This window comes from Microvirga vignae (genome assembly GCF_001017175.1).
GTDB classification, from domain to species: Bacteria; Pseudomonadota; Alphaproteobacteria; order Rhizobiales; family Beijerinckiaceae; genus Microvirga; species Microvirga vignae.
Map to the genome: position 1 here is coordinate 236,433 of NZ_LCYG01000032.1, position 12,097 is coordinate 248,529.

Below are 12,097 nucleotides of genomic sequence, written 5' to 3' on the forward strand. Positions count from 1 at the left end.
TTTCAGTGAACCGATTTCACACGTCCGGTAGAGCCGTCGATCATCACTTGCACGATACGACCATCCTTTTGCAAGGCCATGATGACATAAACCAGCGTATCGCTGCTGCGGCAAAGATTGGCCCGCACCACATCCGCATTGGGAACCTGGCGACGGGCCGTCATAACGGCCATGGCCGGCGCGACGACGCCCTTGGAGGCCACCGCCTCCTGCATTTCCCGGGGCGGCAGGCAATTCTGGAGAGCCGCCGTCGCGCTTTGCGCGGACGCAGCCCCCATCATTCCCCACATCGCTATGACCAGCCAAACCAGACGCATGCCCGCCTTATGCCTTTGCAGCACTGAACGAAGCCTGAATGTCCAATCTAGGTCGCAATCTGCTTGGTGGCCAGGATCCGGAAAACGGTGGAGGCGATGAAGCTGGCCGCCGCAATAAACTGAACCAGGGCCTCCTGCAAGGCTCCGGCATTCAGAGCCGAGGCCTCGAAGCCGAACAGGCCAAGGATCAGGGCGGCAAAGCCGATCAGGTTGGCCCAGACGGTCCGGCTGGCAAGAAGGGTTTTGGTGTCTATCATGATATGTCCTCCTTGGAAGGGTTGAGATGAAGATGCGAGCAGGATCGCCTCCCGCTCAATGTCGAGAACCCGCCTGCGCCACCCCCGCCCGAAGACGGGCCAGTTGGCGAGACGGGACAGAAAGCCGAGACGCTCGCGCGTCAGGCGGTGAATAGCTTCGATGACATCGGTGTTTTGGGCAGCCTCGAGCGTGGCGGGGCCGATCAGCCCATCCACCGCCACACCGAGAACCTTCTGCAGCAGCATGACCGCGCGGTCCGGACCCGAGTTGACGGCAAGATCGAAGAGCGCGAGATCAAGTCCGCGGGGGACTTCATCGGCGCGGACAGCATCCCAATACAAACGACGGTAAATCGCGGCCGCCTCCTCGAGCGTGAGATGACGGACTTCATCGATGGAAGCTGCATATCCTCTCACCCGGGACAGTGTTTGGACAGTGATCCCGAAATTCGTCGCACCTCCCGGATCCCGAGGGTGCTGGATGAAACCGCCTTCATGCCGCAGGACAAGCACCAGGGCTTGCTCGAAAGGTGATGAAGAAGCTGCCACGGCCTTGCTCAGAGTTCTGCATCCAGGGCTATGAAGGCGGAGCTTCCGAAATAGAGGCTGCCGACGCCGCCCGGTGATCCGGTGAACATCGAGCTGGACTGAAATCTCAAGACCAATGAGGAGGGGTTGGCAGGCAGCGCTGTCGTCACAGTGAACGTGCCGGCGAGTGTCACCCACGCCGTATTGGTGTTGCTGTAGAAACCGATCTGATTCCCGACAGGTGAGGTGTTCACCCACACGGCGCCGCTCGTCACCAAGGTCGGAGCGCCCCGCATCGGTGTGGGCAGGCTCAATGGGATATCGATGAGATTGCCTGCAACCCTTTGCCCAAGGGCTCCCAGGATCTTCGGGGAAGCGCCACTGACGGGCAGAGGCTGGTAATAGCGACGGCAGAGAAACTCTTCTATGTCGCGCGCCTCGCCGACCCAAGGCGTCGCGTAAGATCCAATTTCCAGCTTCACGTGCCTGAAGGAACACGCGCTCGGGGGATTCAATCTGACAACAACGTGCCCGGCTTCCGTTTCATCGAGCGTGACCGACACGGCACGGCGTCCAGAGCCGGCCGGGATCGTTGCCGTTTTCGTTCCGATCACCACCGGCAACGGCTCGGATGGTTCTTCCACCGAGAGAGTCAGGGTCGATCCGCCGAGTGTCGCACGTCCACTTAATGCAAAGACATGCTCTATGTCGATCACCTGATCGAGAGCTCCAATCAGCGTGATGGTTCCGTCATCTGCGCGGCTGACTGAGCACCCTCCGGGGCCTCCCTTCCAGCGGTCGAAGCCGTAGACTCCTTCACCTAATGCACCACCGACAAATCCTCTCTGATTGACGTAGAAAGGGGAGTTGATGAGCAGATTGGCGCGCGGCAGGTTCGACAATCCTTGCGGGAAAACGCCGACCCCTGTCGCTCCGTCGAGGAAGAGCGCGTCGATCCATTGTGCACCATCAGGCGAGACGCGGATGCTGAAATGATCGTTGCCGATGAGTCCCGTTTCCGCCCGTCCGCTGAAACCACGCTGATACAGCTGTGAGAGACTATTATCGACCCCTGCCTTGTTGAGAATGAAGCGAAGGTCTCCGGTTCCTCCCTCCTCCGCGCTCAAGGCTGCGAACAGGGCTGCATTGAGCTTCGCCGAGAAACGGTTCAGTTCATCGGGAGCCGTTCCGAGGCCAAAGCGATCCAAGTTGTCAATGACGCTGCAGAAGTGACCGATGTCATGCCACTCCGCACCGTCGAAAACGACGATGGCGCTCTCCGCCTCGATATAAATCCTCCAGCCGGCACGAGGTGAGAAGAAGCGCCACATGCCGAGATCGAAGAGAGCGATCTTCGCCTCCTGACCGGAGAATGCGCCGGTCGCACCCGTTCCGACGAGGTAACGATCTCCTTCGTCAGGAGCGGCAGGAGGGGCAGCGCGTCCGCGCTCCTTCACGGCCAGATGAACGAGAGCATCCAAGGATGTGAGCGCTTCGTTATGCGTGACATGCTTTTGTGCCTGCGCAGCAGCGAGCAGCGGCAGAGCCAGATGAGGCGTTGAGGTCATTGAAGATTTGCCGTGAAATGAAGGGGTGAAAAGTTTTTCTCAAGAAACGGAAAGGACGACGCTTCTCTCAAAACCTCTTCCTGCGACAGCGCTGACTTGCGCGATGCGAAGGCGAAGCATGGTTTGAGGAGCGCCGAAATCGAAGACTTCTTGAGAAGCGGGATACAGAATGGAGGTTTGGCTGCTCGTCAGCGTGCGAACAACGCTTCCTGCCTTCAGGATATCGATCTCATACCGCTCGGCATCCTCTGCCAGCGGCACATCGACAGCCTCCCACCCATCTCCACCGCGCCGCGTCCTTCGGACCCACGCGATGCGCACTCCGTCTGCATCACGCCGAAGGCTCACGTGAACCGGGCTCAGAGGCTTGAAGGCTTCACGCTCCACAATCGCCACGATTTCAGTCATGGCCGGATCGGCATGATCGCGCCCTGCAGGACCGACCCGGTAGCGCCAGGTCAGGCCGAGATCGGCCAAGTCGCTCGAGAGAGGAGCAATCGCTTCGTCGAGGCGAACGATGAAAGCCCCCTCCGGTACGGAGCGACTGGCCTCCGGCTCCGTTCCCGCCAGCCCACGCACGAAACGCGACAGACGGTAGGTGCGCTCACCGACCATCTCGGCCCGGGCAGCAGAAAGGATCTCCCAGCGCCCATCCGTGCCCTTTACCGCAAACAGATTGCCGCCGGCCAGCGTCGTCTCGTCATCGAGGGAACTGATCGCGCCGGAGGAAATCTCGATATCGAGAACAGCCTGCGAATCCCATCGCCAGAGGGGACCTGGAGGCAACGCCATCTTCGTTCGCCCGATCATGGCTGGAAGGTCGATGATCCGATGCGGCTTGAAACTGGTACCGCCCCCCGAGCGCCAGACGGTCACTGCGCCCGGCCAGGGGTCTGCCGCAACCGCGATGTATTGCAAAGGAGTAGGATCGTTGAGAGCGGCAGGCAAATCGAGAATGACAACATCCGGCTTGCCAGGAACAGGCGGCGGTCGGCGAACAGGCTTCGAAATCGAGGACCCGGGCCTTTCAAAAACGGCAGGCTCTACGGCCCGCGTGCTGACCTTGCGCGCGGGGCCATCCGTGATCCGCACCACGCGGTGAAGTTTAAGGCCCGCATCGGTGGGAAGTGAGATGACGTCTCCGGGTTCAAGATCAACGCGTCGGGAGGGTAGCTCGAACTCCGCTCCTTCCCGTCCCGCCCAGAGATCCTGCAGCCAGGCATCGGCCAGGCGCTGCGCTTCGGCACGGCGGGTAATCATGGCGCAATCGGTCCGGGTTTCTCGCCGGCTCGACCCTGACAGGCGACGAGAGGCCACGGCGGCGCGGCGATAATCCAGCTCGCTTTCCGTGTAGCCGATCTCCACCTGCTGAGGCAGTTCGGTTTCCTGAGAGCGCGTGAGCTTGAGTGAGGGTTCACCCGCGTTCATCACCAGGTCGTCCTTCGTCAAAGCGATGACTGCTCGGCCGCCTCGACCTTTCCAGGTGATCCTGCCGCCACTGGCAACCGCCTCGACACCAAACAACCCCATGAGAGGCTCAAGCGCTCCACGAAGAGACATGGGCCTGTCGATGACATAGCCATCCATGAAGCCGTCGACAGGGAGCGCTCCCGGATCGCTCAAACCGAAATCCCTGAGAATGGCCGTGATCAGCCGGTCAAGCGGTGCGCCTTCGATCCGCCCCGTGATCCAATGGCCGGTTTCCCAATTGGGCCCATCGCTCCAGACCGTATCGAAATCGGGGAAAGCGGGAAACGGCCGCGCGTCCCAAGCCCAGACGAAGATACCGGCAGGATCGACCATGCGTCCATCATAGACGGACGAGACCGGATTGTAGGCCGAGGAGAATCCTCGTTGCGCGGGATCGAACCGGGACAGAATCGCTTCCAAGGCACGCGCCTGCACAAGATCGTCACGCACGCCGCGAGAGAAAGGTGGATAAGCGGATTCTGATGATTTCGGATCGGGAAACACATTTGGCCCATTGGGGCCCTTGTCCACGGCCGGGATGCCGATTTCGGTCAGCCAGATGGGCTTCGATTGAGGCTTCCAAGCCGTCACACTGGTCTCAATGCCACCAACACGCTCCACGTGCCGGTTCGTCCACCAGGAGACGAGATCCTTCGCACGAAACACCCATGGCTTGTCATAGGCATCGTCGGCAATCGGCCGACGGTTCTGCGCCGCGCGATCGGAAGCGTTGGCATAATACCAATCGAAGGCTTCTCCGCTGCCTAACCTGCTGCGCAGATAATTCACGTCGTAGATGCTGCGCGCATCGGCCAGATCCGCATGATCGGAGCTGTCGCGCCAGTCGGAAACCGGCGGGTAGTAATCGATGCCTACAGCATCGATCTCCGCATGGCTGAAGAGCGGATCAAGCGGAAAGCGGATCTCGCCGCCCCCACTCAGAACATGGGCGCCGTATTCGGTCCAATCTGCAGCGTAGATGATTTTCGTGTTGCTCCCCAGGATGGGGCGGATCTGCCCGAGCAGCGAAATCAGATTGCTGACAGCAGGGTAGATTCCGGGGGCTTGGCGCACCCGTGTGAGCCCCACGAGCTCGCTGCCGATGATGAAGCCGTGAACGCCGCCTGCATCCTGGGCGAGCTGCGCGTAATGGCGGATGAACCTGTTGTATCCGTCAGCACGGGTGAACCATTGATTGACCTGGGCCGCCGCAGCACTCGTCCCATCGGGCGTGCCTGATCGTCCCGGTGCGGGATGGCACGTGATGCGCCCACGCCAGGGATAGGGCGGCTGGCCAGTGCCGCCATAGGGATCGGGCAAGGCGTTTCCGGATGGAATGTCCATCATGACGAAGGGATAAAGAACGACTTCGTATCCCCTCTCCTTCAAATTTCGGATGAGACGAATGACGGTTTCATCCGAAGGCGTGCCGCCATAGGCAGGCGATCCATCGAACAGGGAAACGGCTTTGGCCTCACCGCGCGTGAAGCCGGCCACCGACCAAGTCGCACCATCCGTTGTCTTGGTTTTGGTATCGACCCTCGGCTCGATCAGGCATGAGCCTGTTCTGAGATCGTTGCCGAACCAGCTGACCACGAGAGAGACGCGCTTGATATTGGGACAAAGCGCCTCCAGCGCATCGAGGGAGGCCATCGCATCGCTGGTGTTGCGCAATTGATGGCGGTTCTCAGGCTTGGTCTTTCCGAGATCGAGAACCTGCATCACGGGCTGCGTGTCATACCCGAACTCGCTCGCGCCGGGGATCAGGCAGACGGCGCGGATCATCTTGTTGAGGCCGTCCACCGGCCGCACCACCTCGAAGGAAAACTGAGGAATGCGATTTCCGTAATCCTCCAGCGGCAATCGCTCGAACACCACGTAGGCCAATCCGCGATAGGCAGGCGCATGCCCGACACCCTCCTTCGCCACGATGAGAGGATCGGCAGCTTGCGTTTCCGATCCACGGTGAACGCGCATGGTGATGCCGGCGAGGTCGATCTCGCGTCCATCCGCCCAGACGCGGCGAATGAAGGCGATCGGCCCTTCACAGAGGCCGACGGCGAGATTGGCAAAATACGAGTAGGTGGTGGCGACCGTCTTCGGTCCGCTCATGCCCTTGCCGCCCTGGGTGCCAGACCGCTCCACCTTGGTGTTCACCACCTCCTCCAGGCGCGTTGCCCAGATGAGCTGCCCACCGATCCGCGCACGCCCATAGACCCGCGGGATGGCAGCGCCTTCCGTCGAGGTGAGACCGTCGATCTCCTTGAGGCGGGGCCCTTCGACATACTTCGTATCGCCGCCGCCGAAGAGCGCATTGTCGATGGCAGCGCCCGCAAGACCACCCAGAGCACGGCCTGCCATCGCGCCCAGAGGTCCCGCGACCATGCCGCCCACGACGGAGCCGACGGTTTGAAGAACGAGTGTGGCCATGGTCAGTGTTCCGGAAAGCGAAAGGCATAAGCGAGATGACGCCGCCACCAGGGCGCGAAGGCGACCTCGGCGACCGAGGCTCCGTCATGGGCATGGATCATGGTGTCGGCCAAGGTTGCGATGGCGCAGTGCTTGGCCGGAAGAGTGTCGCGCCAGCGAAAGAGCAGAACGTCTCCCGGCTCGAACGCCGCCACATCGATCCCGATGAGATGACGGCGTGCGGCAGCAACGAGCGTATCGGCGCCGGCCTCCGCCCAATCGGGCGAGTAAGGCGGCGGCCGCTCCGGCTCCGTGCCCAGAACGCCTCGCCAGACGCCGCGTAAAAGGCCCAGGCAATCGCAGCCCATCCCTTTCAGGGACGCTTGGTGGCGGTAAGGTGTCCCGATCCACGAGCGCGCCTCGGCAACGACCCGCGAAGAGAGAGCTTCGCTCATTTGAACAGGCTCCCACCATCGAGCCCCGGTTCGCCCTGCTGCGGCATGCGAATGATGAAATCGTTGCCGGGCATATGGGGAAAGCCGCGGAAGTTCGCGACGTTGCCAAACTTCCTGCGGCAGGTGGCATGGGTCTTGTCGCAACCTGCCGTCACGCGGAATGTATCGCCGACCTTGATCGCCTGCGGTGCGCGCTGCCAAAGATCGAATTCATCAGCCCCGCTGATGGCCCGATGCACCTTGATCTCGACGGACAGGCCTGCATTGGCGCCGCTTGTCCAGGTGAACTTACCTCCCGTGCACCATCCGTCCGCGAAGCCGATGCCGGAGGCGGCGACGCCGAGAAAGCCATCCGTACGCGTGACGGTGCCCGTGTCGGAATAGGTGGATGACGAGAGATTCACGCCGCACCTGGCATCGCCCATATCGGCCGAACAGGTGGCGCGGAACAGGCGTCCCCGCTCCTCGTCATAGCGGTGCATGAGCCCACGCACCTCCGCGACGAAGCTGCCGTCGGCGCGGCGGATCTCGCCGATGGAGCCGACATCGAGAAGCAGACGCTGCGCGACATCGCTCCAGTTCACGAGCCAGGTTTCCACGCTCGCATCGTCGTACAGGCCGGAAGAGATGTCGTCTTCGTTAAGCCCCGCGGACATGAGCGCGCCGGAGACCTCGCCGCCACCGACGACGAATCCGAGTTCGGCCGTGGCCTCTGCCGCTTCCAGGCCGGACCGCGCGGCAAAGACGGTTCCGCCGAAGGTGAGATCACGGTCATGGTCGGTGAAGCCGAAGCTCCTGCCGTCGCGCCGGATGAGCTTCCAGCAATGACAAAGGTTCGTAGCCCCGTCCGCCATATGAGCGGCGAGGTTCGAAGGAATGGTGCGCATGTTTGTGAGGCCTTAAGGCACGATCTCGATCAGCGGGATCTGCGGAATGCCGCCCGCCTCAAAGGTCGAGAGATCGATGTCGAGTTCATCCGTGTCGAAGCGCACGGGCACGTCGAAGGCAAAGCCCGCCGTGATCGCAGCTCCAGCGGGCGGAGTCTCGGTGAAGGTCACGAGCCCGGTGGTCGGATCGCAGTTGTAGGCGGCGCCCACCTCCTGCTCGACACCATCGATGGCCACCGCCACCGAGCCTCCCACGGGCTTCGTGATGGTGCGGACATAGGGCGCGAAGGACGAGCCATAGGTCTTGACGAGTCGGAAACTCTTCGTCGTGCCATCTCCGGTGCCGATCCGCTGGTCGACGGGCGTCGGCTCCTTCGAGGGCTGGCCCGAGCGCCAGTCTGTCCGGTCGCGGAAGCGGAAACCGTAGAGCTTGCCGCGCCGCTCCTCGAAGAAGACGATCACGGCGTGGAGCGCATCGATGGTTCTCACCCCCAGGCCCGCATCGTAGCGGCGGCGGGAGGAGGCCCAGCGGCTGTTGCGTTGCTCGCGGCCGGAGGCCAGCGTGACGATATCGGTCCGCCGCACGGGCCCTCCCCGGCTGCCCAAGCTGACATCGAGGGGAAAGCGAACCTCATGGAAATCGGATGCCATGATCCATCCTTCGTGAACATGAAACGAAAAAAGCCGGGGTGGCGTTGATGTCCCGGCAGGACATTCAGCAAGGAGACGCCAAGCGATGAGCAACGCTCCCAACGACCTCACCGAGGACTTCCCGGACAAGGCCGATCGGATTCATCAGTTGAAGACGAGCAACAATCGTTTCGCGCGGCTCTATGACGAGTACAACGAGCTGAACCGCACCATTCATCGCGTCGAGACCCGGGTGGAACCCAAGCCCGAAGAGGTCGAGGAAGAGCTCAAGCGCCGCCGCCTGCAGATCAAGGACGAGATCAGGGCGATGCTCGACAACGAGAACGCCTGATTCGTCTTGAAACTTACATCCCCCGCTGCCCGCGGGCGACGGCCCGGGCCAGCGCGGCGGACACCTGCGCCTCGGACCGCCGGAAGCTCTCCGCGTCGGGTGTCGAGATATTGACCGTGATGGAGGTGGAGCGCCCTCCTCCGCCGGCACGCACGCCGAGCTTGCCGTCAGGCCCCCGAGCAAGCGGCATCACGGCCTCGGCTCCCCTCTCGCCCATGACGCCAAGCCCGCGACCTAACGGAAAGTAGGTCGGCGCCCCCACCACGCCGCCCTGTGCAAACGGCATCACCATCCCGCGCGAAAACACGCCGCCTTTGGCAAAGGGGGCGGCGGGGGCAGCGCCTCCGCCACCGAAGAGAGAGCTGAAGATCGAGCCTATTCCCTTGAAGAGACCGCCAAACAGGTCTCCACCATTCATGGGGAGGGAACCTTGCAGGGGCTCGGCGGTCAAACTTTTCAGGCTCTGGCTCAAAGCGATCTGCAGGGGCCCCAGCGCAAGACGTAACCCTGTTTCCACAAGAGACTCGCGCACCTTCTTCAAAACATCATCAAATTTCTTGCCCTCGGCGATATTCTTCGCGAAAGCATTGGACAAAGAGTCACCGAATTTTTCGGAGAGGCTGATGAGTGTACCGAGCTGGCGCTTGCGATCTTCAGTGACAGCATCGGTACCGATGCTGTCAGGAGCCTTTCCTCCATCTGCCATAAAACTCTCCTTTTTTGTTATATACTCGATATGCAGCACAGTTTTTTTAAGTGCCTGCATGCCACGGAAGGCCTCCGTCGATATCTTTGAGAGGCCGGGCATAAGCGATTCTCAATTCGAGCGTATGCGGCTTGAATGTAACTACGAAGCCCGCAAAGCAGTCGCCTCTCAAGAGCCTGGGCCGGTTCGTCACCTTGAATGGCGGGAAATCTATTTAAGCTGCCTCGAACTCAAGGGAGCAAAATACATCAGAACAGAAGAGAAGGCCTCCTAATCAAGGCTAATTGGATCAGGCATGCGCATCTCTCCTTCAAAATTATTTCCAGTCCTATTACTATTTCTTACGGCATGTGTGTCAGAGCCGCCGTAGCACGTTTTCGACACCGGCAATCTTTCTGAGAAAGAGTGGGCTCGCATGCGCCAGGAATGCGATTACGAAGCAGAGAAAGCGACTGCCTCTGCGCCGGTCAATATTGCTTATTACAGATGGGAGAGTCTCTACATCAGCTGCATCGAACTCAGAGGCGTCAAGTTTCGCGGCATGAGCAACCAGCTCTCTCGCAAGAGCTGATGATCACTCCGGAGAATCCGGAAACGCCTCCATCATCCGTCTCAGATCACGGCTCACCGCAGGCTCCATCCGTCGCCCACCGCTCAACCCCTCCCAAGCGGCAAACAATTCGAGCGGCGTTGCACGCCAGAACTGGTCGGGGCTCCACCGCAGAACGCTTAAAGCCAGCATCATCGCGTCTTCCCATGGAAAGACCTGCGGCTCACTCAAGCGCCCTGCGGATGCGGAGGGTTTAAGGAGCGCGTCTCTGCGCCGAAGGTAACGACGAGAAGATCCGCGATGGCCGATGCCACGGGTTCGATGCCGCCGGAGAGCGGCAGATTCGCAACCTCCGCATCGCTCACCTCATGACCGCCGCCGCGCAGGGCGACGCCCAGCAGCCTCAGGAGATCCCGGCTCGACAGGCGGCCCGTGCCGAAGCGTTCGGCAAGAGCCATGAGATCCTCGACGCCGAACGCTTCCTCCAGTTCGGCGAGGGCTCCAAGCGTGAGGCACAAGGTGTAGCGCTTGTCGCCGAATTGCAGCGCGACTTCGCCGCGTCTTTTGTTGGCCATGGCGCCATTCCTCACAGGGCTACGAAGGTCAGGGCACCGGCGGATTCGAAAGCCATTTCGAACGTGACCTCGCCCGCATGATCGCCGCGATACTCGAGGCTCGTAATCTGGAACGGCCCCTCGATGCGCCCGAAATCAGGAACGATGATCTGATAGGTCAGAATATCGCCGTCGAAAAACACCTGGCGCATGCGCGCATCCGAGGCTTCATCCTTGAACACGCCGGAACCGGTGATGCCGGCGCGGCGCACGCCGACGCCTGCCAGCAATTCTCGCCAGCGCCCGGCGGATTCCGCGCTGGTGACATCGACGGTCTCGGCATTGAAAGAGATCTGGCGGGTGCGAAGACCGGCCACGGTCACGAAGCCCGTACCGCCATCGCTGATCTTGATGAGCAGGTCCTTGCCCTTCTGAGCAGGCATGAAGAAGTCCTTTCGAAAACAGAAGAAAACTTATGGTGCCGCGCCAGATCTCCGCACGTCATCACCGGCCTTGTGCCGGTGATCCCGACTGCGGGAGAACGGTGCTTTTCCGTATCGGGATGGCCGGGACGAGCCCGGCCCTGACGAAGGGGGCAGCGCCTTCATTTGAATGTCTCATCCGGTCGTCCCCACCCCTTCTCGCGGGGGAGAGAATGCACAGATCAAGTCACCCACGTTCGGTGACGGCGCGAAGATGAAGGGTGACGCGGGCAAGCTGCGTATCCTTGTCCCGCGCGGAGGCGATCTCTGCCACGCGCAGATTCACGAGCCGATGACCGACGAGGATGAGCGGCGCATCGTCGAGGAGGGCGGCAAAGCGCTCGGCTGCCGAGAGACCCGTGCAGGCGCTGCCGCGCACCGACCACACCACGATGGTGAGATCCTGCTCGTGGCCGCGATCCGTATCGGTGGACCAATCCTGGGCCGTCACATCGCCAAACAGGGCATAGACGGGCTCCGCATTCCGAGGCGGTTCGTCGTACAGACGCAGGGTTCCGCCCATGAGGGCTATCAGCTCCGCGTCCCCAGCGGCCGCCTCCAGAATGGCGCGGCGGAGCGCGAGAATGGGGCTCGTCATGCCTTGATCTCCTCGACCAGACAGACGAGATCACGCCTCGAGCCGTCCGGATCGGAGGCTGTGCGAATGGCGAAGCGGCGAAGGCCCGAGGTCAGGCGCATGGCGCCCGTCACGCCCTCGCGATAGCGCAGGGTGATCTTGTGGGTGAGGCTCTGCTCGGGCCGATCCGCGCGCGCGCGCTCGGAACCGGATAGCAACTCCATCGCGCCCCAGACCTGGGGGCCTGGCCTGTAGGAGCGGATCATGCCGCCGAACCCATCGGGGCTTTCGAGAGGCACTTCGAGAACGAACCGGCGCGCCCGCGCGCCGACGGGCAATGACTTGGATTTCATCG

At 61.7% G+C, this 12,097-nt stretch carries 14 protein-coding genes; 1 reads left to right on the forward strand and 13 read right to left on the reverse strand.

The features are described from left to right. Positions 1 to 2: 2 nt before the first annotated feature. The 7 genes from AA309_RS13660 to AA309_RS13690 are packed head-to-tail and all read right to left on the reverse strand — an operon-like array spanning position 3 to position 8,542. Positions 3 to 317, reverse strand: a complete 315-nt coding sequence (locus AA309_RS13660) for a PepSY domain-containing protein (RefSeq protein WP_047189528.1) — start codon at positions 315 to 317, stop codon at positions 3 to 5. Between the two features lie 47 nt (positions 318 to 364). Then, positions 365 to 1,123 (reverse strand): glycoside hydrolase family 108 protein, encoded by a 759-nt coding sequence (locus AA309_RS13665; RefSeq protein WP_084731219.1) that lies wholly within the window; start codon positions 1,121 to 1,123, stop codon positions 365 to 367. Between the two features lie 8 nt (positions 1,124 to 1,131). Further along, positions 1,132 to 2,670, reverse strand: coding sequence for a DUF2793 domain-containing protein (locus AA309_RS32015; RefSeq protein ID WP_052954707.1), 1,539 nt, complete (start codon positions 2,668 to 2,670; stop codon positions 1,132 to 1,134). A 39-nt stretch (positions 2,671 to 2,709) separates the two neighbouring features. Next, positions 2,710 to 6,570, reverse strand: a complete 3,861-nt coding sequence (locus AA309_RS13675; RefSeq protein ID WP_047189529.1) for a baseplate multidomain protein megatron — start codon at positions 6,568 to 6,570, stop codon at positions 2,710 to 2,712. Between the two features lie 2 nt (positions 6,571 to 6,572). Continuing rightward, a complete protein-coding gene (locus AA309_RS13680) occupies positions 6,573 to 7,004 on the reverse strand; it encodes an NlpC/P60 family protein (RefSeq protein ID WP_047189530.1) in 432 nt (143 codons plus the stop codon). Then, the gene (locus AA309_RS13685; RefSeq protein WP_047189531.1) at positions 7,001 to 7,891 is read right to left on the reverse strand and encodes a DUF2163 domain-containing protein; all 891 of its coding nucleotides are present in this window, start codon (positions 7,889 to 7,891) and stop codon (positions 7,001 to 7,003) included. Before AA309_RS13685 ends, AA309_RS13680 begins: the two co-directional genes overlap by 4 nt. Positions 7,892 to 7,903: 12 nt before the next feature. Then, entirely contained in the window at positions 7,904 to 8,542 is a 639-nt protein-coding gene (locus AA309_RS13690; protein ID WP_047189532.1) for a DUF2460 domain-containing protein, read from the reverse strand. A gap of 85 nt (positions 8,543 to 8,627) precedes the next feature. Here AA309_RS13690 and AA309_RS13695 point away from each other — a divergent pair, with 85 nt between their 5' ends. After that, the gene (locus tag AA309_RS13695) at positions 8,628 to 8,873 is read left to right on the forward strand and encodes an HP1242/YdcH family protein (RefSeq protein ID WP_047189533.1); all 246 of its coding nucleotides are present in this window, start codon (positions 8,628 to 8,630) and stop codon (positions 8,871 to 8,873) included. Positions 8,874 to 8,886: 13 nt separating this feature from the next. On the opposite strand, the gene AA309_RS13700 is transcribed toward AA309_RS13695, so the two are convergent. The 6 genes from AA309_RS13700 to AA309_RS13720 all read right to left on the reverse strand — a co-directional run bounded on the left by AA309_RS13700 (position 8,887) and on the right by AA309_RS13720 (position 12,095). Further along, the gene (locus tag AA309_RS13700) at positions 8,887 to 9,639 is read right to left on the reverse strand and encodes a phage tail tape measure protein (RefSeq protein ID WP_425286875.1); all 753 of its coding nucleotides are present in this window, start codon (positions 9,637 to 9,639) and stop codon (positions 8,887 to 8,889) included. Between the two features lie 514 nt (positions 9,640 to 10,153). Then, on the reverse strand, positions 10,154 to 10,360 hold the full coding sequence (locus AA309_RS33090; RefSeq protein ID WP_280136902.1) for a phage tail assembly chaperone: 207 nt from the start codon (positions 10,358 to 10,360) through the stop codon (positions 10,154 to 10,156). Then, positions 10,357 to 10,704: a gene transfer agent family protein gene (locus AA309_RS13705; protein WP_047189534.1), complete on the reverse strand. Its 348-nt coding sequence runs from the start codon at positions 10,702 to 10,704 to the stop codon at positions 10,357 to 10,359. Before AA309_RS13705 ends, AA309_RS33090 begins: the two co-directional genes overlap by 4 nt. Positions 10,705 to 10,715: 11 nt before the next feature. Further along, the gene (locus AA309_RS13710; RefSeq protein WP_047189535.1) at positions 10,716 to 11,126 is read right to left on the reverse strand and encodes a phage major tail protein, TP901-1 family; all 411 of its coding nucleotides are present in this window, start codon (positions 11,124 to 11,126) and stop codon (positions 10,716 to 10,718) included. A 226-nt stretch (positions 11,127 to 11,352) separates the two neighbouring features. Then, positions 11,353 to 11,763 carry a DUF3168 domain-containing protein gene (locus AA309_RS13715; RefSeq protein WP_047189536.1) on the reverse strand — a complete coding sequence of 137 codons (411 nt, stop codon included), beginning with the start codon at positions 11,761 to 11,763 and terminating at the stop codon, positions 11,353 to 11,355. Further along, positions 11,760 to 12,095 (reverse strand): phage head closure protein, encoded by a 336-nt coding sequence (locus AA309_RS13720; protein ID WP_047189537.1) that lies wholly within the window; start codon positions 12,093 to 12,095, stop codon positions 11,760 to 11,762. The genes AA309_RS13715 and AA309_RS13720 overlap by 4 nt, the downstream gene beginning before the upstream one ends. Positions 12,096 to 12,097 lie beyond the last annotated feature (2 nt).

Excerpts from the sequence above, each read along its gene's own strand:
- AA309_RS13660 (WP_047189528.1), bottom strand. The coding sequence starts at position 317 with ATGCGTCTGGTTTGGCTGGTCATAGCGATGTGGGGAATGATGGGGGCT.
- AA309_RS32015 (WP_052954707.1), bottom strand. The coding sequence starts at position 2,670 with ATGACCTCAACGCCTCATCTGGCTCTGCCGCTGCTCGCTGCTGCGCAG.
- AA309_RS13675 (WP_047189529.1), bottom strand. The coding sequence starts at position 6,570 with ATGGCCACACTCGTTCTTCAAACCGTCGGCTCCGTCGTGGGCGGCATG.
- AA309_RS13680 (WP_047189530.1), bottom strand. The coding sequence starts at position 7,004 with ATGAGCGAAGCTCTCTCTTCGCGGGTCGTTGCCGAGGCGCGCTCGTGG.
- AA309_RS13685 (WP_047189531.1), bottom strand. The coding sequence starts at position 7,891 with ATGCGCACCATTCCTTCGAACCTCGCCGCTCATATGGCGGACGGGGCT.
- AA309_RS13690 (WP_047189532.1), bottom strand. The coding sequence starts at position 8,542 with ATGGCATCCGATTTCCATGAGGTTCGCTTTCCCCTCGATGTCAGCTTG.
- AA309_RS13695 (WP_047189533.1), top strand. The coding sequence starts at position 8,628 with ATGAGCAACGCTCCCAACGACCTCACCGAGGACTTCCCGGACAAGGCC.
- AA309_RS13700 (WP_425286875.1), bottom strand. The coding sequence starts at position 9,639 with ATGCAGGCACTTAAAAAAACTGTGCTGCATATCGAGTATATAACAAAA.
- AA309_RS13705 (WP_047189534.1), bottom strand. The coding sequence starts at position 10,704 with ATGGCCAACAAAAGACGCGGCGAAGTCGCGCTGCAATTCGGCGACAAG.
- AA309_RS13710 (WP_047189535.1), bottom strand. The coding sequence starts at position 11,126 with ATGCCTGCTCAGAAGGGCAAGGACCTGCTCATCAAGATCAGCGATGGC.
- AA309_RS13715 (WP_047189536.1), bottom strand. The coding sequence starts at position 11,763 with ATGACGAGCCCCATTCTCGCGCTCCGCCGCGCCATTCTGGAGGCGGCC.
- AA309_RS13720 (WP_047189537.1), bottom strand. The coding sequence starts at position 12,095 with ATGAAATCCAAGTCATTGCCCGTCGGCGCGCGGGCGCGCCGGTTCGTT.